Source organism: Allobosea lupini (assembly GCF_900109525.1).
Classification (GTDB): domain Bacteria; phylum Pseudomonadota; class Alphaproteobacteria; order Rhizobiales; family Beijerinckiaceae; genus Allobosea; species Allobosea lupini.
The window spans coordinates 1-22,723 of sequence record NZ_FOAN01000013.1 but is presented as its reverse complement, the minus strand read 5'-3'; the positions used below and the strand labels follow the sequence as shown (position 1 = coordinate 22,723).

At 65.8% G+C, this 22,723-nt stretch carries 27 protein-coding genes; 14 read left to right on the top strand and 13 right to left on the bottom strand.

The genetic code is table 11. The features are described 5' to 3' along the window. Positions 1-270 precede the first annotated feature (270 nt). The 5 genes from clpS to BMZ21_RS26750 all read left to right on the top strand — a co-directional run bounded on the left by clpS (position 271) and on the right by BMZ21_RS26750 (position 4,732). A complete protein-coding gene (gene clpS, locus BMZ21_RS26770) occupies positions 271-612 on the top strand; it encodes an ATP-dependent Clp protease adapter ClpS (protein ID WP_244544047.1) in 342 nt (113 codons plus the stop codon). Between the two features lie 43 nt (positions 613-655). After that, the gene (gene clpA / locus BMZ21_RS26765) at positions 656-3,163 is read left to right on the top strand and encodes an ATP-dependent Clp protease ATP-binding subunit ClpA (RefSeq protein WP_091842057.1); all 2,508 of its coding nucleotides are present in this window, start codon (positions 656-658) and stop codon (positions 3,161-3,163) included. A gap of 3 nt (positions 3,164-3,166) precedes the next feature. Further along, entirely contained in the window at positions 3,167-3,442 is a 276-nt protein-coding gene (locus BMZ21_RS26760; protein ID WP_091842054.1) for a hypothetical protein, read from the top strand. Positions 3,443-3,644: 202 nt separating this feature from the next. Next, positions 3,645-4,379 (top strand): AzlC family ABC transporter permease, encoded by a 735-nt coding sequence (locus BMZ21_RS26755; RefSeq protein ID WP_167561772.1) that lies wholly within the window; start codon positions 3,645-3,647, stop codon positions 4,377-4,379. Beyond that, positions 4,376-4,732 (top strand): AzlD domain-containing protein, encoded by a 357-nt coding sequence (locus BMZ21_RS26750; RefSeq protein WP_091842049.1) that lies wholly within the window; start codon positions 4,376-4,378, stop codon positions 4,730-4,732. The genes BMZ21_RS26755 and BMZ21_RS26750 overlap by 4 nt, the downstream gene beginning before the upstream one ends. 4 nt (positions 4,733-4,736) lie before the next feature. Here BMZ21_RS26750 and BMZ21_RS26745 read toward each other — a convergent pair whose 3' ends face one another. The 8 genes from BMZ21_RS26745 to BMZ21_RS26710 form a co-directional block, all read right to left on the bottom strand. Then, positions 4,737-5,624 (bottom strand): sigma-70 family RNA polymerase sigma factor, encoded by an 888-nt coding sequence (locus tag BMZ21_RS26745; RefSeq protein WP_091842046.1) that lies wholly within the window; start codon positions 5,622-5,624, stop codon positions 4,737-4,739. A 9-nt stretch (positions 5,625-5,633) separates the two neighbouring features. Beyond that, a complete protein-coding gene (locus BMZ21_RS26740) occupies positions 5,634-6,098 on the bottom strand; it encodes a carboxymuconolactone decarboxylase family protein (protein WP_091842043.1) in 465 nt (154 codons plus the stop codon). A gap of 70 nt (positions 6,099-6,168) precedes the next feature. Then, a complete protein-coding gene (locus BMZ21_RS26735; RefSeq protein WP_091842041.1) occupies positions 6,169-6,636 on the bottom strand; it encodes a carboxymuconolactone decarboxylase family protein in 468 nt (155 codons plus the stop codon). Positions 6,637-6,700: 64 nt separating this feature from the next. Then, a complete protein-coding gene (locus BMZ21_RS26730; protein ID WP_091842038.1) occupies positions 6,701-7,129 on the bottom strand; it encodes an HIT family protein in 429 nt (142 codons plus the stop codon). Positions 7,130-7,157: 28 nt separating this feature from the next. Then, positions 7,158-8,378 (bottom strand): GNAT family N-acetyltransferase, encoded by a 1,221-nt coding sequence (locus BMZ21_RS26725; RefSeq protein WP_091842283.1) that lies wholly within the window; start codon positions 8,376-8,378, stop codon positions 7,158-7,160. Positions 8,379-8,389: 11 nt separating this feature from the next. Further along, complete coding sequence (locus BMZ21_RS26720; RefSeq protein WP_091842036.1) at positions 8,390-9,139, bottom strand: glycerophosphodiester phosphodiesterase family protein; 750 nt, start codon at positions 9,137-9,139, stop codon at positions 8,390-8,392. Further along, positions 9,139-9,612 (bottom strand): RidA family protein, encoded by a 474-nt coding sequence (locus BMZ21_RS26715; RefSeq protein ID WP_091842033.1) that lies wholly within the window; start codon positions 9,610-9,612, stop codon positions 9,139-9,141. Before BMZ21_RS26715 ends, BMZ21_RS26720 begins: the two co-directional genes overlap by 1 nt. 107 nt (positions 9,613-9,719) lie before the next feature. Next, positions 9,720-10,529, bottom strand: a complete 810-nt coding sequence (locus BMZ21_RS26710) for an SDR family NAD(P)-dependent oxidoreductase (protein ID WP_091842030.1) — start codon at positions 10,527-10,529, stop codon at positions 9,720-9,722. A gap of 121 nt (positions 10,530-10,650) precedes the next feature. On the opposite strand from BMZ21_RS26710, the gene BMZ21_RS26705 reads away from it, so the two are divergent. Continuing rightward, complete coding sequence (locus BMZ21_RS26705) at positions 10,651-11,226, top strand: TetR/AcrR family transcriptional regulator (RefSeq protein ID WP_091842028.1); 576 nt, start codon at positions 10,651-10,653, stop codon at positions 11,224-11,226. Positions 11,227-11,331: 105 nt separating this feature from the next. Beyond that, entirely contained in the window at positions 11,332-12,165 is an 834-nt protein-coding gene (locus tag BMZ21_RS26700) for a cell envelope integrity EipB family protein (RefSeq protein ID WP_091842026.1), read from the top strand. Here BMZ21_RS26700 and BMZ21_RS26695 read toward each other — a convergent pair. Together BMZ21_RS26695 and BMZ21_RS26690 are read right to left on the bottom strand one after the other, a co-directional pair. Next, positions 12,122-13,486, bottom strand: a complete 1,365-nt coding sequence (locus tag BMZ21_RS26695) for a DNA polymerase IV (RefSeq protein ID WP_244544038.1) — start codon at positions 13,484-13,486, stop codon at positions 12,122-12,124. The two genes, BMZ21_RS26700 and BMZ21_RS26695, sit on opposite strands and share 44 nt — an antisense overlap. Next, positions 13,483-13,773 (bottom strand): DUF3572 domain-containing protein, encoded by a 291-nt coding sequence (locus tag BMZ21_RS26690; RefSeq protein WP_091842279.1) that lies wholly within the window; start codon positions 13,771-13,773, stop codon positions 13,483-13,485. Before BMZ21_RS26690 ends, BMZ21_RS26695 begins: the two co-directional genes overlap by 4 nt. 141 nt (positions 13,774-13,914) lie before the next feature. Here BMZ21_RS26690 and BMZ21_RS26685 point away from each other — a divergent pair, with 141 nt between their 5' ends. Together BMZ21_RS26685 and BMZ21_RS26680 are read left to right on the top strand one after the other, a co-directional pair. Beyond that, a complete protein-coding gene (locus BMZ21_RS26685; protein ID WP_091842024.1) occupies positions 13,915-14,286 on the top strand; it encodes a response regulator in 372 nt (123 codons plus the stop codon). A gap of 16 nt (positions 14,287-14,302) precedes the next feature. Then, complete coding sequence (locus BMZ21_RS26680) at positions 14,303-15,679, top strand: PleD family two-component system response regulator (RefSeq protein WP_091842022.1); 1,377 nt, start codon at positions 14,303-14,305, stop codon at positions 15,677-15,679. Between the two features lie 268 nt (positions 15,680-15,947). On the opposite strand, the gene BMZ21_RS26675 is transcribed toward BMZ21_RS26680, so the two are convergent. Continuing rightward, a complete protein-coding gene (locus tag BMZ21_RS26675) occupies positions 15,948-16,151 on the bottom strand; it encodes a hypothetical protein (protein WP_091842020.1) in 204 nt (67 codons plus the stop codon). 322 nt (positions 16,152-16,473) lie between these two features. Between BMZ21_RS26675 and BMZ21_RS26670 the strand changes: the two genes are divergently transcribed. The 3 genes from BMZ21_RS26670 to BMZ21_RS26660 all read left to right on the top strand — a co-directional run bounded on the left by BMZ21_RS26670 (position 16,474) and on the right by BMZ21_RS26660 (position 20,149). Beyond that, entirely contained in the window at positions 16,474-16,800 is a 327-nt protein-coding gene (locus BMZ21_RS26670) for a hypothetical protein (protein ID WP_244544037.1), read from the top strand. A 986-nt stretch (positions 16,801-17,786) separates the two neighbouring features. Then, a complete protein-coding gene (locus BMZ21_RS26665) occupies positions 17,787-19,802 on the top strand; it encodes an autotransporter family protein (RefSeq protein WP_167561771.1) in 2,016 nt (671 codons plus the stop codon). 155 nt (positions 19,803-19,957) lie between these two features. Further along, positions 19,958-20,149, top strand: coding sequence for a hypothetical protein (locus tag BMZ21_RS26660; RefSeq protein WP_091842015.1), 192 nt, complete (start codon positions 19,958-19,960; stop codon positions 20,147-20,149). A 48-nt stretch (positions 20,150-20,197) separates the two neighbouring features. Here BMZ21_RS26660 and BMZ21_RS26655 read toward each other — a convergent pair whose 3' ends face one another. Continuing rightward, complete coding sequence (locus tag BMZ21_RS26655) at positions 20,198-20,401, bottom strand: hypothetical protein (protein ID WP_091842013.1); 204 nt, start codon at positions 20,399-20,401, stop codon at positions 20,198-20,200. Between the two features lie 367 nt (positions 20,402-20,768). Here BMZ21_RS26655 and BMZ21_RS26650 point away from each other — a divergent pair, with 367 nt between their 5' ends. Together BMZ21_RS26650 and BMZ21_RS26645 are read left to right on the top strand one after the other, a co-directional pair. Continuing rightward, positions 20,769-21,959: a tyrosine-type recombinase/integrase gene (locus BMZ21_RS26650; protein ID WP_244544046.1), complete on the top strand. Its 1,191-nt coding sequence runs from the start codon at positions 20,769-20,771 to the stop codon at positions 21,957-21,959. Continuing rightward, entirely contained in the window at positions 21,952-22,395 is a 444-nt protein-coding gene (locus BMZ21_RS26645; RefSeq protein WP_091842009.1) for a hypothetical protein, read from the top strand. The genes BMZ21_RS26650 and BMZ21_RS26645 overlap by 8 nt, the downstream gene beginning before the upstream one ends. A 138-nt stretch (positions 22,396-22,533) precedes the next feature. Here BMZ21_RS26645 and BMZ21_RS26640 read toward each other — a convergent pair. Next, positions 22,534-22,723, bottom strand: a 190-nt coding sequence (locus BMZ21_RS26640) for an ATP-binding protein (protein WP_167561720.1), incomplete at its 5' end; no start/stop codon positions are given.

The window sequence follows — 22,723 nt, the reverse complement described above, 5'->3', positions numbered from 1 at the left end:
CGGTCGGGTGCGGCTGCCAAGCCTCTGAGAAATTTGGCTATTCCGGCCGCGCTCCAGTCTTCTCCGCTGCAAAAAGGGCGCTTTGCTGTGGCATGCGCTCGGAACGGGCTGGCGAAGCGGGGGAGACGACTGTAAATTCGTGAGCGAAGCACTATCTTGATGTCAGCCTTCGGGACGGACACCTTGAGCCAAGCAGCCACGACGCCCATCGATGAGGACCTGCCAGCCGGCAACACGCCGTGCGGGGACGCGTCCTTTTTTGCGCCGCGTCTGGCATCGAAGCCGCGGGCGCCATCCGGCCCGACCGACAATGACCGCAGCGGAACCGGCACTGCGGTCCTGACCCGCACGAGGACGCGCAAGCCCAATCTCTACCGCGTGCTGATCCTCAACGACGACTACACGCCGATGGAATTCGTGGTGCATGTGCTGGAGCGGTTCTTCAACAAGGACCGGGCCGAGGCGACGCGCATCATGATGCACGTCCACCAGAATGGCGTCGGCGAATGCGGCGTCTTCACCTACGAGGTCGCGGAGACCAAGGTCACCCTGGTGATGGACCTCGCCCGCAAGCACATGCATCCGCTGCAATGCGTGATGGAGAAGAAGTAGCTTTGAACATCATCCTTTCGAAACTGGACTGGGAGCGCTGACCTTGCCGAGCTTCTCGCGCAGCCTCGAACAGGCGCTTCACCGGGCCCTCGCGCTCGCCAATGAGCGCCACCATGAATATGCGACGCTGGAACACCTGCTGCTGGCGCTGGTCGACGACCAGGACGCAGCCGCGGTGATGCGCGCCTGCAGCGTCGATCTCGACACGCTGCGCCGCAACCTCGTCGACTACATCGATGCGGAATTGACCAACCTCGTCACCGACGGGCGCGACGATTCCAAGCCGACCGCCGGCTTCCAGCGCGTGATCCAGCGCGCGGTGATCCATGTCCAGTCGTCCGGCCGCGAGGAGGTGACCGGGGCGAACGTGCTCGTGGCGATGTTCGCCGAGCGTGAGAGCCACGCCGCCTACTTCCTGCAGGAGCAGGACATGACCCGTTACGACGCGGTCAACTACATCAGCCACGGCATCGCCAAGCGCCCCGGCGCCAGCGAGAGCCGGCCCGTGCGCGGCGCCGAAGAGGAGCCGGAGCAGCGCGAGCAGCGCAGCGAGCAGGCCCAGGACGGCGACAAGGACAAGAAGAAAAAGGAAAGCGCCCTCGAGGCTTACTGCGTCAACCTCAACCGCAAGGCGCGCGATGGGCGCATCGACCCGCTGATCGGCCGCGAGGCCGAGGTGCAGCGCACCATCCAGATCCTCTGCCGCCGGCAGAAGAACAATCCGCTGCTGGTCGGCGATCCCGGCGTCGGCAAGACCGCGATCGCCGAGGGCCTGGCGCTCAAGATCGTGCGCGGCGAGGTGCCCGAGGTGCTGGAGGATGCGACCGTCTTCTCGCTCGACATGGGCACGCTGCTCGCCGGCACGCGCTATCGCGGCGACTTCGAGGAACGCCTCAAGCAGGTGATGAAGGAGATCGAGCAGCACCCGAAGGCGGTCATGTTCATCGACGAGATCCATACGGTGATCGGCGCCGGTGCGACCTCGGGCGGCGCTATGGACGCCTCGAACCTGCTGAAGCCGGCGCTGGCCTCGGGCGGGCTGCGCTGCATCGGCTCGACCACCTACAAGGAATACCGCCAGTATTTCGAGAAGGACCGGGCACTGGTTCGGCGCTTCCAGAAGATCGACGTCAACGAGCCGTCGGTGCCGGACACGATCGAGATCCTCAAGGGGCTGAAGCCCTATTTCGAGGAGTTCCACAAGCTGCGCTACACCAACGACGCCATCAAGGCGGCGGTGGAATTGTCGGCGCGCTACATCCATGACCGCAAGCTGCCGGACAAGGCGATCGACGTGATCGACGAGACCGGCGCCTCGCAGATGCTGGTGGCCGAGACCAAGCGCAAGAAGACGATCGGCGTCAAGGAGATCGAGGCGGCGATCGCGACGATGGCGCGCATCCCGGCCAAGACCGTCTCCAAGGACGATGCCGAGGTGCTGCGCAACCTCGAGACCACGCTGAAGCGTACAGTCTACGGTCAGGAGAAGGCGATCGAGGCGCTTTCCTCGTCGATCAAGCTCGCCCGCGCCGGCCTGCGCGACGGCGAGAAGCCGATCGGCTGCTATCTCTTCGCCGGCCCGACCGGCGTCGGCAAGACCGAGGTGGCGCGCCAGCTCTCGCTGTCGCTCGGCGTCGAGCTCGTGCGCTTCGACATGTCGGAATACATGGAGCGCCACACCGTCTCGCGGCTGATCGGCGCGCCTCCGGGCTATGTCGGCTTCGATCAGGGCGGCCTGCTGACCGACCAGATCGACCAGCATCCGCATTGCGTGCTGCTGCTCGACGAGATCGAGAAGGCGCATCCCGACCTGTTCAACATCCTCCTGCAGGTGATGGACCACGGCAAGCTGACCGACAACAACGGCAAGCAGGTCGATTTCAGGAACGTCATCCTGATCATGACCACCAATGCCGGTGCCGCGGACATGGCCAGGAACGCCTATGGCTTCACCCGCCAGAAGCGCGAGGGCGACGATACCGAGGCGATCAACAAGCTGTTCGCGCCGGAATTCCGCAACCGGCTCGACGCGACGGTCTCCTTCGGCCATCTGCCGAAGAACGTCGTGGCCCGCGTCGTCGACAAGTTCGTGCTGCAACTCGAGGCGCAGCTCGCCGACCGCAACGTTACCATCGAGCTCTCTGACGAGGCGCGCGAATGGCTGGTCGAGAACGGCTATGACGAGGCGATGGGCGCCCGGCCGATGGCCCGCCTGATCCAGCAGACGATCAAGACGCCGCTTGCTGACGAGGTGCTGTTCGGCCGCCTGAAGAATGGCGGCGCGGTCAAGGTCGTGGTGATCCAGTCCGAGACCGGCATCAAGGTGCTCGGCCTCGAATTCCCCGACGGGCCGGTCAAGCCCAAACCGGAGAAGGACGTCGCCGCCGCAGCCGAGAAGCGCACGCGCAAGCCGCGGGCGAAGACGCCGGGCAAGGCCAAGGCGGCCGGCTCCGGCAGCGCCAAGCGCGGTCCGAAGCCGGATGCTCCGGTCGAGCCGCCGAAGGCGCGCAGCGTCCGTACCGTCCCGAAGGTTCCTTTGACCAAGGCCTGATCGGTGTTCTTCAAGCGCAAATCGGACAGTGTGTGGGCTCAGGAGGGAGAGGTCGCCGCGCAGGCGGCCGCTCCCGCGCCCAAGGAAAAGCTCGGCTGGTTCGAGAAGCGGGCCCGCCGGCGCCGCCGGCGGATCATCTTCGAGGAAGTGCTGGGCTGGATCATGGTCCCGGCCTTCCTCTATCTGCTCTATCTCGGCTATCGCGCCGTCGGCGGCATCCCGAAGGAAGGTATGGATTTCTTCCAGGAGATCATCGGCCTCGCGATGAAGAGCTTCTGAGCCGACTTGCACTGGGCGCAAGGCCGGCGCGCGGTCTGGTGGCTGTCATGCGACCAGCGTCATGCGCTTTAAGCAAAAGGGCTCGCAGCTGCTGCGGGCCCTTTTGCGTACCTTTCGGTCCGATGATCCGATCCCCGAGCTCATGGCCTTTCGATCGCAGCAGAGCGCTCCCGCCAGGGACCGCATGCAGAGCGATGGCGAGATGACCGAGGCTGCTCCCGATCAATGGCTCAGACCATGGGCGCGCGGCTTTCGCGATGCTGCGATGCTGCCTGCCTGGGTGGTCGGGCTCTCGCTGATGGGCGTGGGCACATTGGCGCGCGATGTCGGCTATCCCGTCGAGGCCGCGGTACTCTCGACGATCCTGGTCTGGGCCGGCCCGTCGCAGGTGCTGTTCTTCGCTTCGATCGCCGCTGGCGCCGCCTGGAGCGCCATCGCGCTCGCCATCGGCTTCGCCTCGCTGCGCTTCCTGCCGATGACAGTGGCGCTGCTGCCGCTGCTGCGCCGGCCGGGGCAGAGCGTGGCGCAGCAGATGCTGATCGCGCATTTCGTCGCCGTCACCGCCTGGGTCGAGGCGCTCAGGCGGCTGCCGAACATCCCGCCCGAACAGCGCGTCGGCTATTTCCTCGGCTTCGCCAATGCGCTGATCGTCGTCAGCGCGTTCTGTACCTATGCGGGCTTTCATCTTGCCGGCGTGGTGCCGGCGCCGGTCGCGGCCGGATTGCTCTGCCTGACGCCGATCTTCTTCCTGTCCTCGATGGTCGCCGGCATTCGCGGCCTGGGCGACACCTTCGCGATCGGGCTCGGTCTGGCGCTTGCGCCAGCGGCCGGCTGGGCGATCGGCGGCGGTTTTGACCTGATCGCCAGCGGCATCGTCGGCGGGAGCGTCGCCTTTTTGATCCAGCGCTGGCGCAAGGCGCGAAAGGCGGGCGCATGACCCAGCCGATCGCCTTGCTCGACGGGCCGTGGTGGCCCTATCTCGCGCTCGTCCTGTTCGCGGTGCTGCCGACCGAGATCTGGCGCTGGCTCGCCGTCGCCTTCGCGCGGAAGCTCGACGAGCGATCGCCCTGGCTCGAATGGGTCAGGCTGGTCGCGACCTCGCTGCTGGCCGGCGTCGTGGCCAAGCTGGTCCTGGCGGCGCCGGGTGCGCTCGCCGGCGTGCCGCTCGCGGTAAGACTGGCAGCGCTCGCCGTCGCCGTCACGGTGGTGCTCGCCTTTCGCCGCCGGGTGATGCTGGCGGTGCTTGCGGGCGAGGCGGTGCTGATCGGCGGCGCTGTCTGGCTGGTGTGATCACTCAGGCTGCCGCCAGCGAGATGTGCCGGAGCTTGTCGGGATTGCGCACGACATAGATCGCATGGACGCGCCCGTCGCGGATGTCGAGGGCGGTCGCCTGCAGGGTCTCGCCGCGTTCGAGGCTGAGATAGCCGGGCATGCCGTTGATCAGCACCGGCTTGTACAGCGTGGTCGATTTCTGCTGGCTGATCACCTTTTTGGCGATGCCGGCGAAGAAGCGCAGGACGCGCTCGATGCCGTGGAGCGGATTGAGGATCGCCAGCACCTTGCCGCCGCCGTCGCTGTGGAAGGCCACATCCTGTGCCAGCAGCGTCTGAAGGTCGCTGGTGTCGGCCTTGTGCGCGGCCTTGAAGAAGGCCTCGACGAAGCGCTTCGCCTCGACCGGATCGATCTTGTTGCGCGGCGGCATGTCGATGCGGACATGCTCGCGGGCGCGCTTGGCGAGCTGGCGGCAGGCGCTCTCGCTGCGATCGATGGTGCGGGCGATCTCGGCGAAATCCAGCTCGAAGACGTCGTGCAGCAGGAAAGCGGCGCGCTCGAGCGGCGAAAGCCGTTCGAGCGCCAGCATCAGCGCGATCGGGGCGTCGAGCTGGGTGTCGATATCGGCTTCGGCGGTGCCGATCTCCTCGACCAGCGGCTCGGGCAGCCAGGCGCCGACATAGAACTCGCGCTTGCTGCGGGCCGATTTCATCTGGTCGAGGCAGAGGCGCGTGACGGTGCGGGCGAGATAGGCGCGCGGCGCCTCGACCTCGCCCTGGGTTACGTCGCGCCAGCGCAGCCAGGCCTCCTGGACGATGTCCTCGGCATCGCTGACCGAGCCGAGCATGCGATAGGCGAGGCGGGTCAGGAAACGGCGATGGGTCTCGAAGAGATCGTCCGGGGCGTTCATGGCAGCGTCTCAGGCGGCGGCCTTGGCCGGGCGGTCGTTTGGGTGGCTCGTGCGGAAGCCGATGGCGATGCGGTTCCAGGTGTTGATCGTGCCGATCAGCAGGGTGAGCTTCACGGTTTCCTCCGGACTGAAATGGCGGAGCACGTCCTCGTAAGCCTCGTCCGGCGCATGGGTCTGCGCGATCAGGGTCAGCGCGTCGGTCCAGGCGAGGGCGGCGCGCTCGCGCGGGGTATAGAGCGCCGACTCGTGCCAGGCGTCGAGCAGGAAGAGGCGGGCCGGGTTCTCGCCCTCCTTGATCGCGTCTGAGGAATGCACGTGCAGGCAATAGGCGCAGCCATTGATCTGCGACGCCCGCATCTTCACGAGGTGGATCAGGCTGTGCTCGAGGCCGCTCTCCTTGATCGAGGCTTCGAGCGCGATCATCGGCTTCATGGTGTCGGGAGCGGTGGAGTAGGGGTTGAGGCGCTTGCTCATGACGGGGCTTTCGGATCGAGGCGATTCCGGCCCGGCGACGACCGGGCCAGCAGGTTACATCGGTGCAGCGTCAGGCCGCGGCCTTCTCGCGGCGACGATCGTTCGGATGCAGCGTGCGGAAGCCGCAATTGATCCGGTTCCAGAGATTGATCATGCCGATGGCGACCGAGAGGTCGACGCAATCCTTCTCGTCGAAATGCTCGCGCAATTCGGCGAAGGCCTCGTCGCTCGGGCTGCGGTCGACGAGCCGCGTCAGCTCTTCCGTCCAGCGCAGGACGGCACGCTCGCGCGGCGTGAAGAGCTCGGACTCCTCCCAGGCGCTGAGCAGAGCGATGCGGATCTCGCTCTCGCCGGCCTTGCGCGCATCGGCGATGTGCATGTGCAGGCAGTAGGCGCAGCGGTTGATCTGCGACGCCCGGATCTTCACCAGCTCGAGCAGGCTGTGCTCCAGCTTCGACTGGTTGATGTAGTCCTGCAGGCCGAGCATGGCCTTGTAGGCGTCGGGGGCGGTCTGGAAGCCGTTGAGGCGCTGGGTCATCGTAGTCTCCATCGGGGTTCGATGAAGACAGGACGAGGCAGCCAGCGCCCGCGTGACATGCTCCTCAAAGATTTTTCAGCGCAGCCCGAATTTTTTCTGCGGCCGCCGCCAGATCCTCGGGCTTCGCCATCTCGCTGGCCGGCGGCTTCATCGCAACGCCGTCATGGCGGGGAATGACGTGGACGTGCAGATGAAAGACGACCTGGCCGCCGGCGCTCTCGTTGAACTGCTGCACGGTGATGCCGTCGGCCCCGAAGGCCTGCATCTGCGCGCGGGCGATACGCTGGGCGATGGTCGCGACATAACCGAGGTCGTCGGCGTCGATGTCGAGGATGTTGCGGGCCGGGTTCTTCGGGATCACCAGCGTGTGGCCGGGCGCGCGCGGCATGATGTCGAGAAAGGCGAGCGCCCGGTCGTCCTCGTAGACGCGATGGGCCGGCAATTCGCCGCGCAGGATCTTGGCGAAGATGTTGTTCGGATCATAGGCGGTCATCAGCTGAATCCTGATGGTTCGAAGGAGGTCAGAGGGGGTCACCCTTGCGGAAGGGGCTCTCCTCCGCAAGCGCAGCCACTGCAGAGCCGATCTCCCGCCGTTCGCCGGGCAGATATGCGGCGACGGCGCGGGCGAGGCCGGAATCGGCGAGGAGATGGGCCGAGCGGGTGATCACCGGGCGATAGCCGCGGGCCAGCTTGTGCTCGCCCTGGGCGCCGGCCTCGACGCGGACGAGCTTGTGCGCGATCGCGTAGTCGATGGCCTGATGGTAGCAGAGCTCGAAATGCAGGAAGGGGTGGTCCTCGATGCAGCCCCAGTTGCGGCCGTAGAGCGTGTTGCCGCCGCGGAAATTGATGGCGCCGGCGATGTTGCGGCCGGCGCGGCGGGCCAGCACCAGCACGATGCGCTCGCCCATGCGCTGGCCGATCTCGGAGAAGAAGCGGCGGTTGAGATAGGGCCGGCCCCATTTTCGCGAGCCAGTGTCCTCGTAGAACGCGTGGAAATCATCCCAGACGCTTTCGGTGAGATCCGAGCCGGAGAGAACAGCGACCTCGATGCCGGCCGAGAGCGCCTCGCGCCGCTCGCGCTTCAGAGCCTTGCGCTTGCGCGAAGCCAATGTTGCGAGAAAGTCGTCATAGCTGGCGAAGCCTTCGTTGCGCCAATGGAACTGGATGTCGTGGCGTTCGAGGAAGCCCGCTTCCAGCAGCGCCGCCATGTCCGGCTCCTGCGCGAAGGTGACGTGGATCGACGAGCCGCGCACCTGCTCGCGCAGTGCGTCGAGCCCGGCGATCACGGCCTCGCGCGCCTCAGCGGCATGCGGCCCTTCGGCGACGAGCAGGCGCGGGCCCGTCGCGGGGGTGAACGGGGCGGCGACCTGGATCTTCGGGTAGTAGCGGCCGCCGGCGCGCATATAGGCCTCGGCCCAGCTATGGTCGAAGACGTATTCTCCCTGGCTATGGCCCTTCACGAAAGAGGGCGCCGCGGCGATCAGGCGATCATCCGCATCCTCGACCAGGAGATAGGCCGGCGACCAGCCGGTGCGACCGCCGACGCAGCCGCTCTCTTCCAGCGCACGAAGAAAAGCGTGCGAAACGAAGGGGTTGTCCGGGTCTGCTTGAGATGTTGAATCCGCTTGCTCGCAGGCTGATTCAAGCGGTCGGCCGGCGCCGGGATTGGCGCAAGCGTCCCAGCCCGCGGCCGGGACGCCTTTCAGCGAGGTGGCAACGCGGACCCTGAGAGTGTCGCGGATGCCGGTTTCGCTCAAGGCAGGAAGCCCTCGAAGACCATCTGGTCGGCATGCGCGGCGGCGCGGGCGCGATCCTCCGGCGTGCGCACCGTCCAGCTCATCAGCGGCAGGCCCAGCGCCTTGCGGCAGAAGAAGGGCGCGGCGCTGGGCAGGTCGGTCACCTTCCAGGAGATGAAGTCGGGCCGGGTCTGCTCGAAATGCAGAAGATTGGCGAGGGCATGCTTCTCACCGGCCGAGAGGCGGTCGTAGTCGCCATAATTGTATTCGTTCATGGCGACGATGCCGCGGGCGAGGCCTGGCGCGAGATCGCGCAGGGCCGCGACGATCACCGGATCGAAGGATTTCAGCACGATCGGCTGGCCCTTGTAGGCTTCGAGGATCTGCGCCGTGCGCTTCGCCAGCCGCAGGTCGCCGTCGAAGCGGCTCTTGATCTCGATCACCAGCGGCGTCCGGCCGCCGATGGCATCAAGGAACCCGATCAGCGTCGGAATGCGGTCGCTGGCGCCCTTCAGGCCGATCTGCGCCAGCTCGGCCGCCTTTCGAGCATCGACGCGGCCGGTTTCGGCGGTCAGGCGGTCGAGAACGTAGTCGTGGAAGACGACCGCGTCCTCGTCGGCGCTGAGCTGGACGTCGCATTCGATGGCGAAATTGCCGGCAATCGCGGCGGCAGCAGCCGAGAGCGAGTTCTCGATCACGCCGCCGGCGGCATCATGCAGGCCGCGATGTGCGATCGGGCGGGCGGTCAGCCAGGCTTCGGCTGCCATTAGGCGATCTCGAACATGGCTTCGACCTCGACGGCGGCGTCGGCCGGGAGGTTGGCGACGCCGACGGTCGAGCGGGCATGGCGCCCGGCATCGCCGAGCACCTCGACCATGAAGTCGGAGGCGCCGTTCATGATCGCCGGCAAAGCGGCGAAATGCGGGGCGGCGTTGATGAAGCCGCCGAGACGTACGCAGCGCTTGATCCGGCCGAGATCGCCGCCGAGCGCCGCCTTGGCCTGGGCGAGCACGTTGATGGCGCAGAGCCTGGCCGCTTCGAGCCCGGCCTCGTTGAAGATCTCGCCGCCGAGCTTGCCCTTGTGCGCGTCGGAGAGCTTGCCATCGAGGCCGAAGCAGATCTGGCCGGAGATGATCAGGAGGTTGCCGGTGATAACATAGGGAACGTAGTTCGCAACCGGCGCGGCTGGAGCGGGCAGGGTGATGCCGAGGGCGGCGAGCTTGGTGTCGATGGCGTTCATGATGAGAGGCTCCCGGCCTGCGCTTGACAGGAGCCTTTCATCGCCGATGGCAGGCCGGCCCGCAAGCGCGGTTCGGCGTGGCCGATCCGCCTGCCGGGCAGGGTGGATCAGGCGGCGGAACGCTTCGCCAGGTAGCGCTCGGCGGGCACATTGCGCGAAAGATTGGGGCCGAGCGCCAGCCGTGCCGCGGTATAACGCTCGAAATCGGCCTGGTCAGGCAGCGACGGAATGGTGACGAGCTCGCCCTGATCGAAGCCGGCCAGCGCGGCGTCGACCATGTCGTCGACCTCCATCACCATTTCCGGCGGGAAACCGCCGACATCGACGCCGGCCCGCGCCCAGATCTCGGTACGAGTCGCGCCGGGCAACACGGCCTGGACGCGGACGCCGGCGGCTTCGAGCTCCTTCTGCAGGGAGATGCTGAGGTTCAGCACATAGGCCTTGGTGCCGCTGTAGCTGCCGTTGAACAGCTCCGGCGCCAGAGCCAGCACCGAGGCGATGTTGACGATCGCTCCGGTCTTGCGGGTCACGAAGTTGCGAGCTGCAGCCGCGGCGAGGCGGGTCGGGGCGATGACGTTGAGCTCCAGCATGGTCTGGAAGCGGTCGATGTCGCCTTCGACCAGCGTGCCGGAGACGGACATCCCGGCATTGTTGACCAGCAGGGTCAGGCTTTTGTCGTCGCGCAGGCGCTGCTCGACCTGAGCGAGATCCGCCTTCACCGTCAGATCGGCCTTGAGCCATTCGACCTTGCGGCCGGTCTCTGAATGAAGGCGCTCGGCCAGCGCGGAGAGACGCGCCTCGTCGCGGGCGACGAGGACGAGATCATAGCCGCGACGGGCCAATCTGTCGGCGTAGACGGCGCCGATCCCGGTCGAGGCGCCGGTGATGAGGGCCGTGCCGAGCTGCTGCGTTGCCATGTCCAATTCCTGTTCGATGTTAGTGCCGTTTTCATGATGTTCATCATGATTGAATTTACATGATCGGCGTCATATAAAGAGTCAAGAGGCTGGATCACCGATTTTTGGAAGGAGCGGATCGATGCGCGTGAGCCGCGAGCAGATGGCGGAGAATCGCGAGCGCATTCTCGACACGGCGGCGACGCTGTTACGCGAACGCGGCTTCGACGGGGTTGGCGTCGCCGATGTGATGAAGGCGGTCGGCCTGACCCATGGCGGCTTCTACGGGCATTTTTCGTCGAAGGACGATCTCGCCGCCCAGGCGCTCGGGCGCGCCTTCGTCCACTCCGGCCAATGGGCTGCGGAGGCGAAAGCCGCGAAACCACAGGAGCCACTGCAGGCGATCGTCGATCGCTATCTGTCACCGTCGCATCGCGACGATCCCGGTCATGGCTGCCCGGTCGCAGCGCTCGGCAGCGACACTGCACGCCAAAGCGAGGCGTCGCGCCTTGCCGCAACGGAGGGGGTGCGGGCGGCGATCGAGGGCCTCTGCGCCATCACGCCTGGGGCGACTCCGGACGAGCGCAGAAGCAGCGCGATTGCGGGCTACGCCACATTGGTCGGTGCGCTCGTCCTTGCCCGCATGGTCGACGATGCAGCGCTGTCGGATGAGATTCTGGCAGCGGCCAGGGCAGGGCTTCGATCTCCGCAGAGCTGACGGTCGCAACCTCTGTTGCCCGCCTTGTTTGCGCCATTGCCGCAATGCACCTAGATTTGACGGGCTGCAGTTCGCCCCGGCTAAGAGCGCGAATCGAGGATCGGCATGAAGACGTATCGCGGCGGGATCGCAGGCCTGGCAGTGATCGCGGCGACGGGCGCCTGGGCGCAAGCGCCGGCTCCGACTTCGGCGGAGCGCGTCGTGCTGGTGCCGCACCGGGCGGTCTATGATCTCGTGCTCGACGACGGCAAGCCCTCGCGCGACATCACCACGGCGCGCGGCCGCATCGCCTTCGACTTCTCCGGCGATGCCTGCGACGGCTATGCGCTCTCCTTCCGGCAGGTCACCGAACTCACCAGCGAGGGCGGGCCGCGGGTGATCGATGCGCGCACGACGAGCTTCGAGGAAGGCGATGCCAAGAGCTATCGCTTCAAGACCGAGAGCTCGGCCGCCGGCGCACCGGCCGACATCGTCGACGGCACGGCCAAGAAGGGCGATGCCGGCTACGAGGTACAGCTGCGTGCGCCCAAGGCCGAGACGCATCGCGAGCCGAGCGCCGCGATGTTCCCGAACGAGCAGATGAAGGCGGTGATCCAAGCGGCGCGCGAGGGCAAGAACACCCTCAATGTGCGCCTCTATGACGGCGCCAACAGCGGCAAGGACGTCTACGACACGCTCTCGGTGATCGGCCGCAAGATCACGACGCCGGCCGCCGAGGCGCCGCTGCGCAAGCCGGAGTTCGAAAAGCTCGCGCGCTGGCCGGTGACGGTCTCCTATTTCAAGGTCGGTTCCGGCGAGAGCACACCGGCTTACACCGTGTCCTTCGAGCTCTATGAGAACGGCGTCACCGGCGCGATCCGGCTCGATTACGGCTCGTTCGCGCTGCGCGGCACGCTCACGCGTCTGGATCTGCTTCCGGCGAGCGAGTGCTCGAAGTAGTCGCGCTCGAAGTCGTCCTGCGGCGCGTATCGCGCAGCGACAGGCCCTTCCCGATCGCGGCGTCGCCGAACTTGGCGCGGACCTTGTCGAGGGCGCTTTCCATCGCTTTCAGCTTCGGTGTCTCCTGATCGGCGAGATCGCCGCGATCGGCCTCGGCCGGGTTGAAAAAATCGCTCATGCCGATGCCGATAAGCCGGTAGCGCGGCCCGGTGCATTCGCGCCTGAGCAAATCGCGCCCGGCGGAAAAGAGGCGCGCCGCGAGCTGGCTCGGCTCGGGCAGGCGCGCGGCGCGGGTGATGATCTGGAAGTCGTGGGTCTTGAGCTTGAGGGTGACGGTGCGCCCAGCGAGTTCCTGCGCCTTCAATCGCTGCGAGGTCCGCTCGCAGAGCCGCCAGAGGATCGGCTCCAGCTCCTCGAAGCCGGCGAGGTCGACATCGAGCGTCGTCTCGGATGAGACGGTCTTGGCCTCGTGCTCGACCGTGACCTTGCGCGGGTCGATGCCCAGCGCGAGGTTGCGCAGGCGCGGCCCGTCCTTGCCGACCAGGCGGTAGAGCGTCGCGATCTCGGCCTTGGCGAGGTCGCCGATGACGCGGAAGCCCGATTGCGCCAGCTTCGCCGCGCCCGCCTTGCCGATGCCGGGGATCATTCCCACGGGCTTGTTGGCGAGGAAGGCGACGGCCTCGGCCTGGCCGATGATCGAGAAGCCGCGCGGCTTGTCGAGATCGGAGGCGACCTTGGCGAGGAACTTGGCGTAGGAGAGCCCGACCGAAATGGTGATGCCGATCTCGTCCTCGATCCGGCGCTGGAAGCGGGCGAGGGTGAGCGCCGGGCTGGCATGATGGAGGCGCTGCGTGCCACCGAGATCGAGGAAGGCCTCGTCGATCGAGAGCGGCTCGACCAGCGGCGTCAATTCCTGCATCAGCTTCCGCACCTGGCGGCCGACTGCGACGTATTTCGTCATGTTCGGCTTGATAACGATTGCTTCCGGGCAAGCTTTCAAAGCTTTGAACATCGGCATGGCCGAGCGCACGCCGGACATGCGGGCGATGTAGCAACAGGTCGAGACCACGCCGCGCTTGCCGCCGCCGATGATCACCGGCTTGTCGAGCAGGGAGGGATCGTCGCGCTTCTCGATGGCGGCATAGAAGGCGTCGCAATCGATATGGGCGAGATGCAGGCTGTCGCGTTCGGCATGGCGCAGCAGGCGCGGCGAGCCGCAGGATGGGCAGCGGCGCACCGGCGCGCGCGTCTCGTCATGATCGCGCAGGCAGTCGCGGCAGAGCGCCCGGGCTGAGACGGCGATGCCGACCTCGTCGCTCACGGCTCGTAGGCTTCGGGCGGGCCGGCGAGAGTTTCGCGCGCCTGCGCCACCATTTCGGGCTTCAGGTGCAGATTTCCGGCAAACTCGAGCAGCAGCGAATCGCTGGCGCAGAGATGGTCGAGGACGCCGAGGAGGAAGCCTGGTTCCTGAGCGGCGCTGCGCAGGGTTGCAGGGCCGAGGCCGGTGACGGCCAGGAACGGTTCCAGGCGTTCCGGCTCGGAAGCCAGGAAGGCGAGGGCCTTGAGCGCGAGGGTCTGGGCTTCCTCGCTGGTGATCGGGTGCGGCATGGCCATCTATCTATGATCGACGAGTCGGGTTTCGGGTTTGCGTTTCGTCAACTGCTCGCATGTTAAACCTAACACTGAACGCGGCCGACAGCCTGGGGAATCCGACATCGGATGATCAGGACTGTGCGGACTGGGGGACAGATGAAGAAGACGGTTCTGATCGTCGAGGACAACGAGCTCAACATGAAGCTCTTCAACGACCTGTTGGAGGCCCATGGCTATGCGACGCTCAAGACGGCCGATGGCATCGAGGCGATCGAGCTGGCGCGCACGCATCATCCCGATCTGATCCTGATGGACATCCAGCTGCCGGAAGTCTCGGGGCTGGAGGTGACGAAGTGGATCAAGGAGGACGACGCGCTGAAGTCGATCCCCGTGATCGCGGTGACCGCCTTCGCGATGAAGGGTGACGAGGAACGCATCCGGGAGGGCGGCTGCGAGGCCTATATCTCGAAGCCGATCTCGGTAGGCAAGTTCCTCGAGACGGTGCGCGCCTATGTCGGCACGGCCTGAAGGGAACCGCTGAGCCATGTCAGCCCGGGTCCTGGTCGTCGACGACATTCCCGCGAATGTGAAGCTGCTCGAAGCCAAGCTAGGCGCCGAGTATTTTGACGTCATCACCGCGACGAACGGCATCGATGCGCTGGCGATCTGCGAGCGCGGCGAGGCGGATATCGTCCTGCTCGACGTGATGATGCCCGGCATGAACGGCTTCGAGGTCTGCCGTCGGTTGAAGCACAGTGCGACCACCGCCCATATCCCGGTGGTGATCGTGACAGCGCTCGACCAGCCGAGCGACCGGCTGAAGGGGCTCGATGCCGGCGCCGACGACTTCCTGACCAAGCCGATCGACGACACGGCTCTGTTTGCACGGGTGCGCAGCCTGGTCCGGCTGAAATCGGTCACTGACGAGTTGCGCCAGCGCGCGCTCGCCTCGCGCCAGCTCGGCATCGCCGATCCGCTGGCCGCGGCCGCGGCAGAAACCGGGCTCAACGGCCGCGTCCTCCTGATCGAGGACCGGCCGCTGATCGCCGAGCGCCTGACACAGGCGCTGTCTGCCTTTCACTCGATCGAGACGGAAACCGATGCGCAGGCCGCGCTCGCGCGCGCCGCCGAGGGCGATTTCGAGATCGTCCTGGTGAGCCTCGATCTGCAGAACTATGACGGCTTGAGGCTGTGCAGCCAGCTGCGCTCGCTGGAGCGCACGCGCAATCTCTCCGTGCTGCTGCTCGGCGAGGCCGAAGACAAGTCCCGCGTGCTTCGCGGCCTGGAGATCGGCGCGCACGACTTCCTGGTCCGGCCGATCGATCGCAACGAATTGCTCGCGCGCGCCCGGACACTGGTCCGCCGCAAGCGCTTCGCCGAGCGGCTGCGCGACAGCGTGCAGTCCTCAATGGAAATGGCGGTGATGGACCAGCTCACGGGCCTCCATAACCGCCGCTATCTCGACAGCCGGCTTTCGGCCCTCTTCGACGAGTCGGCCCTCAGGGCGCGGGCACTGTCGCTGCTGGTGCTCGACGTCGATCGCTTCAAGGTCGTCAACGACAGCTGGGGCCACGATGCCGGCGACGAGGTCCTGCGCGAATTCGCTGACCGGATCCGCGCCTGCACGCGCGGCATCGACCTGGTGGCCCGCATGGGCGGCGAGGAGATCGTCGTCGTGCTGCCAGACACCGCGCTCGAGGCTGCGCGGGCCGTTGCCGAACGCATCCGGGAACGGGTCGAGGGCGAGGCCTTTCAGATCCAGCGCGGGCAGCGCGCGATCACGGTGACGGTGTCGATCGGCGTCGCCAGCCGGCGGGCGGGCGATGCCGGGCCGGTCGAGATGATGAAGCGGGCCGACGAGGCGGTCTACCGGGCTAAGGCTGCCGGCCGCAACCGCGTCATCGTCGCCAGCGCCGCCTGAATGGCCTCAGCGGGCGAGGTAAGGTTTCCAAGTAGGGTTAAGTTTCGATGAATAATGGTGAATCAATCGTCTCCGATTGATTCGGAGGGGCTTCCGCGTAGGGTGATTTCCAAGAGAACGGCTGCCGAGCAGCCGTCCGGAACGCCCTTCGGAAGCCCAGGTTCCGCCGCATCTCCTGGGTCACCGCTGGGCTCGGCCGGTCGATGACGGGATCCTGGCCTCCTCAGCCCCGTCGTCGGCCGGCCACCTCGTTTTCGGGGTCGTCGCCTCAGCGCAGATAGCGCTCGATGATCTCCGGTATCCAGTAGCCGAGTGCGCCGAAGCCGACGAGCAGCAGGACCAGGAGCAGCGCGGCCCGCACGCGATGTGTCCAGCGGCGCGACTCGTCGACCTCGACAATCAGGCGCAGGAAGCCCCGTACCAGTCCGCCTGGGCGCGGCGGCGGTTCGACTGAAGCGGGGCCGTTGCTCAAGCGATGCTCCTGCGGATGGGCGGGCTGCGCCGCCCGGGCAAGTTAGAAGATCGCTACGGCCGGCGCCAGCGGGTTCGCGCAGGACCGGAGCGAACTGCCCGCGTCGAAGGCGCCTGGCAAATGCATCGGCGAATACTGGTCAAGAACTAGGCGCCGGGCGGCCTGCAAGACTGCATTAACGATCGTCGTCTCATGCTAATCTAATAACGATTCGCACGCCCTGCTATTCGGCTGCGAAGCTGCTGGCCTGACATCTTTGCAAAAGCCGACGCCGATCCGGCCGGCATGGCCTCATCGGCAAGCGGACTCCAAGGAGCGATCCATGCGTCTCATCGCATTGGCGCTCTGCCTCGCATTGCTGCCGTGGGGCGGAGGGCCTGTTCACGCGCATAGCTGGTACCCCTACGATTGTTGTAGCGACCGCGATTGCTGGCCGATGGGGCTCGACGCCGATGCGCGCGAGCCCGAGCCGCGCATCGTTCCGGGCGGATACCTGACCCATGACGGGCACTTCGTCGCCGAGCAGAGCACGCGCGTCTCCAAGGACGGGCGCTTCCACATCTGCCGAAGCGGCGGGATGTTGACCGGCTCGGTGATCGCGCCGTCGCAGCGGCCGATCTGCCTGTTCGTGCCGAAGCCGGCCTTCTGACGAGGAGCGGCCGGGCGATGTTGGGGGGGCTGGTGGGATTTGGCGCGCTGACGCTCGCAGCCATGAGCTTGGGGCGGGGCGCAGGTAGCACCGGTGACCGATTTGCTACGCCCGCCTGATCTCGCGCTCGGTCGACGCCCGCAGTGGGGCCTCTCCCCCCCCACGCCCTCGATACCGCGCTCGTCGCTCATTCTGCCGGGCACGCCGTCGAGGAAATTGTTGCGCTTGTCCGGTCCATGAGGCTGCCTCGCTTAGGTTGTACGGCAGCGTGCGATGCGGAACGGCTTCGCGGCGATGGGGGTGGGATGCGCAAGCTGGGGCGGCGGATTGCGTGCATCGCTTTCGCTCTCGATGCGGGTCTGATGGCCTGCCTGTCAGTGTCCGGATCGGCGCGGGCCGCGGGCACCGATGCGACCTGGCTTTTTAACCCTCCGGGCGCCAATACCAACGAAGGTCAGAACTGGTCCACTGGAACCGTCCCGTCCGGAACGGGCTATTTCGGTACGAGCGCTCGCACCGAATACTATATGTTCTCGACCCATGGCGGCTTCACCTTCAACGCGGATGCGCCAGCCTATCGTTTCAGCGGAAGTATTACCTTCGACGGAGCTGGGATCGTCAACAATTCGAGCAATACGCAGACGTTTGAAGTTTTTAGATTCAATGCGATGCAGTTCCTCAATTCCGCGAGCGCCGGAAACGCCTCCATCGTAAGCGATGGGAGTATTATATTTTCCGGCACCAGTACCGCCGCCAATTCGAACATCACCTCGCGGTATTTCAGATTTCAGGATGACAGCACGGCAGGGAACGCAACCGTCCGACCTTATGCGTTAGGCGTATTCGAGGGACGTTCGACGGCCGGGGATGCAACGATCATCGTTGGCTCCGGCACTGCTGTATCCTTTTCGGATTACAGCACGGGAGGCAATGCCCGGTTCGTCGTGTCCGGCGAACTCTCCATACTCAGTTTAACCGCGGCAGGCATGACTGCAGGTTCGATCGAGGGGACCGGCACAGTCCTCCTCGGCTCCAAGCAGCTGACGGTCGGCAGCAATAATCTTTCGACGACGTTCAGCGGTACGATCATCGACAGTGAGGGGAGTTTTTATACAGGCGGCTCGCTCGTAAAAGTCGGGAGCGGGACGCTGACCCTGACGGGGGCGAACAGCTACACCGGGGGGACGACCGTCTCCGGCGGCACGCTGGCCGGGACCACGACGAGCCTGCAGGGCGCGATCCAGGTCGATGCAGCCCTGGTGTTCGACCAGAGCAATACGGGCACTTACGCCGGTGCCCTGTCTGGCGCCGGCTCCGTCACCAAGCGCGGCAGCGGCGCAGTTACCTTCACGGGTTCGAGCAGCTTCACCGGTCAGACCTCGGTCGAAGCGGGCACGCTGTCCGTCAACGGGTCGCTGGCGGGCTCGACCGTAGTCGTCAATGGCGGCACGCTGGGCGGCACCGGAACGGTCGGCGGCATCACCGCCGTGTCCGGCACGGTCGCCCCGGGCAACTCGATCGGCACGCTGACGGTCGCCGGCAATGTCTCCTTCGCCTCGGGCTCGACCTATCAGGTCGAGGTCAACGCCGCCGGCCAGAGCGACAGGATCGTCGCTTCGGGCTCGGCGACGCTCTCGGGCGGCACGGTCCAGGTGCTGGCCGAGAGCGGCAACTACGCCGCGAGCACGAGCTATACTATCCTCACCGCCTCGGGCGGGGTCAGCGGCAGCTTCACCAGCGTCACCTCGAACCTCGCCTTCCTGACGCCGTCGCTGAGCTATGGCGGCGCGAATGTCACGCTGACGATGACGCGCAACGACGCCGCGTTCGGGCCGGACGGTTCCGGTCGCAATCCCATCGCGCAGACCCGCAACCAGGGCTTCATCGCGATCGCGGCGGAGCGGCTTGGCGTCGGCAATGCGGTCTATGACGCGCTGATCTCGGCGACGGCCGATCAGGCGCGGGCCGGCTTCGACCTGCTCTCGGGCGAGGCGCATGCGCAAGCCGTCAGCGTGATGATCGACGAGAGCCGATTGGTGCGCGATACGATCCTCGGCCATCTGCGCGGCCCGCTGCTGACCGCGCCGGGGCAGCAGGTCGCGGCGAGCTTCAGCGCCGATCTGCCCGGCCGCAAGGGCGCGATCGTGATGCCGGCCCCGCTGCCGCAGCCGCGCTACGCCCTCTGGGGCACGGCCTTCGGCGGCACCGGCAACAGCGACGGCGACGGCAACGCCGCCAGCCTGAGCCGCCGCAGCGGCGGGGCACTGCTCGGCGCAGATCTCATGGTCTACGACGCGCCGGGCTCGTCGCTGAAGCTCGGCGTCGCCGGCGGCTACAGCCAGTCGCGCTTCGATCTCGACGCTAGGCTTTCCAGCGGCAAGCTCGAAAGCGGCCATGCCGCGCTCTATGCCGGCGCCCGCTTCGGCAACCTTCGCTTCGATGCCGGCGCGGCCTACACCTGGTCGGAGAGCGACATCCGCCGCCAGGTCCAGATCCGCGGGCTCAGTGACCTCTTGCGCCTGCAGCGTCCGGGGCAGGTCGCGCAAGGCTTCGCCGAGCTTGGCTATGCCTTCGCCTTCAGCGGCGTTGCGCTGGAGCCCTTCGCACAGCTGGCACTGATCCGGGTCTCGACCGATGCCGGTACGGAGCGCGGCGGCGCGGCCGCCTTGCGGGTGCTCTCCTCCGACCAGACGCTGGGCTTCACCACGCTCGGCGTCCGCGCCGAGGCGCAGCTCGGGGCGATGCCGCTGTTCGCGCGGGCGATGCTCGGCTGGCGCCATGGCTTCGGCGATCTCACCCCGCAGGCCCGCACCGCCTTCGTCGCCGGCACCACGCCGACCACGGTCTTCGCCGCACCGATCGATCGCGAGGCCCTCGTCGCCGAGGCCGGGCTCGACTGGCGCATCTCGCAGGCCACCGCGCTGGGCCTGACCTACTCCGCCGCCATCGGGGAGCGCTCCAGAGACCACGCCCTCAAGGGACGCGTCGAATTGCGGTTCTGAAGAGGGAGCCGCCGGCGCGAATGCGCCGATTGAATTTGCGTCGCTATGGAGCAAATCTGTGAGCTGCCGAGTTATCGGATGGCAGCCACGGTCCCACCTCGTGATCGTCGCCTGCAGGTCATCATGGCCCGTCGTTAAGAATGGAGACAGCAGCCATGGCGGAAAACGGCAATCACGAAGCGCTGGACGATCTGATTGCGCTCCTGCGCCGACAAATTTCCGACCTGACGGAACAGGCTGCCGCCGCATCCGGCTCCGGGAGCGAAGAGAGATTGTCGGATCTGCTCAACGAGAAGCAGGATCGTCTCAACGAGCTGCTGAAAGAGCGCTCGGCCGGGGAAAGATGACGTCGCAGGCAGTCGCTGGGCCCGCCGCGCTACAGCGAACGGTCAGGCTCAGTTCTGCCCGCCATTCGCGACGCACTGGTCGATGGCCTTGCGCGAGACCTTAGCATCCTTGCCGAGCCCCTGGCTCTTCTGGATGGCCTCGCGGCACTTGCGGCGCGGGTCATCAGCCGGGCGCTTGGCTGCCATTGCATCGGCTATCAGGAGGGGTGTGCAGAACAGGCTCAAGGCGATGGCCAAACGCAGCGGCTTCATGCGGATACTCCCCACTGGTAACCGAAGGCGTCTCGGCTCAGGAAAGCAGGCGGGTAAAACCGACACAATCCCCCAAACAGGTTAGGGGTATGCCCTGCCCAAAACGAAAAAACCGCCCTGAGAAGGGCGGTTTTTCTAAACCAGTCAAGCAGTTAGGCGAAACGCCTCACTTGATCTTGGTAACTTTCCCTGCGCAATATCTAGAAAACGGCTGAAACCGTGTGAGACGCTCAACGTTCTGATATAGCGGCGAAATTTCTTTTCTACTTGTTTCAGCCAATTTCGTGCAGTACCGATTTTTTGTGACCCTGGTGTGATCCGGGGAGATGGTCGGAGTTCAAACTTGGCTGGAAAACCGTTGACCGACGTGGAAGTCCGAGCTCTGAAGGCGGAAGCCGGTCAGCGCCTCGTCGTGCGAGACGGCAAGGTGCCAGGTCTTACCTTGCGAGTCAGCCCGACCAGCAAGGCTTGGTCCTTCGTTTATCGCGTCCGCGGGGAAGCCCGACAGCGGCGATATTCGATTGGCACGTACCCCGCTTGGAGCGTTGCCGCCGCACGCGACAAGGCGCTGGCTCTCAAAAAGCGTGTGCAAGACGGCGGCGATCCAGTCATCGAGGAGAAAATCCGCCGGGAGGCTCTGACGTTCTCCAAACTGGTCGAGCGCTTTATGGCGAGTCACGGAAAGAAGATTCGATCCGCTGCCGAATATCAGCAACTGCTCGACAAGGACGTTATCCCGCGCATGGGCGAGCGTCGCGTTGACGAGATCACAAGGCCGGAAGTCGGGGTGTTGTTGGACGATGTCGCGAAGCGTGCTCCCGTCGTCGCCAACCGAGTGATGTCCGTCATCTCGTCGGTGTTCTCTTGGGCGGTGTCCGAAGGGCTGGCAAAGGAAAACCCCGTTCGTGGCCTCAAGAAGCGCGGCACCGAAGCGCCGAAGGAGCGGCACCTCGATGCCGAAGAGATACGCGCTCTTTGGAGCGGGTTGAATGAGACAGCTCCCCGCTACGCCGACCTAGTAAGGCTGGTGCTCCTTCTTGGCGCTCGGCCGGGTGAAGTAGCGGGGATGTCGCGGGAGGAGATCGACCTCGACGCAGCTGTGTGGCGGATCCCCGGCGAGAGGGTGAAGACGAAAACGGCACACGTGCTGCCGCTGGTCGGCGAGGCATTGGCGATCGTGAGGCGGCTCTCCGAGGGCAAGAAGCGCGGGCCGTTGTTCCTGACGACAAAGGGAAAGGCACCGACATCGCAGGATCTCGCGAAAGCATTCGAGCGGACACGAACTGTGCTCAAGTCGCCAGCAACGCCCCATGATTTAAGGCGGACAGCAGCGACAATCATGTCCCAGCTCGAAATCGACCGTCTCACTATCGCGTACGTCCTCAATCACCAATCGACAGTCAGGGCGACAGTCACCGGCTCGACCTACGACCGGCACGACTTCCTTGTACAAAAGAAGCGGGCACTCGAGGCGCTGGACGCGCAGATCGCGGCGATCCTGAATAATCAGCGGCTGCCCACCAACGTCGTTCAAATGCACGGCGGTACTCATGGATAGCGGCGGCTTCAAATACACCGCTGAGCAATGGGCCTGCATCGTCGAAGCGGCAGGCAGCAATGCTGCGCGACTTGATCGAGAGGGGCTAGAGCAACTCGCGGACATCTACCGCTTCCACCAAAAGCGGATTCGCGATCCCAAAATGCGCAAACGCCGCCTAGCTGAAATAGCAGCCTTCGAGCATGTTCGCGATCTCGCGACGAGCAGCGAGACACGAGAGCAGCTGTCCCGCGAGATTGCCGTTCGCCGCCGCTACAACGCGCCGATCAAAGCCATCCGGCCAGCCGCGCAGCCGACGATCAGCCGAGAGCTTATGATGCGTCGCGCGTTGATCGAGTGGGTGCGCGTGCGACGGGAGCGACCTTCGTTCTCCGGGAAAGACGGTCGAATCTACGGCCCGTGTCCTCGCTTTGTGATGGCTGTCAAATCGCATTGAAGCGCAGCCCTCTTATCGCGTTGAAGGCTAGCCCCCCTTGGGCTTGCGCCGCCGTGCCGGGATCGGCCCGGCTGAGCTGGTCGGGGTTGCTCGGCCGGGGCGATTTCGGCGTCCAGCTCGCGATGGTCTTGGGCGCGCTCAGGCCCGGTTCTTGAAGCGCCAGCTCTCGTTGCCGGTCTCGATGATGTCGCAGTGATGCGTGAGCCGATCGAGCATTGCGGTGGTCATCTTGGCGTCGGTGAAGATCTGGGGCCAGTCCGCGAAGGCGAGATTGGTGGTGATGATGACCGAGGTGTTCTCGTAGAGCTTGCTGATCAGGTGGAAGAGC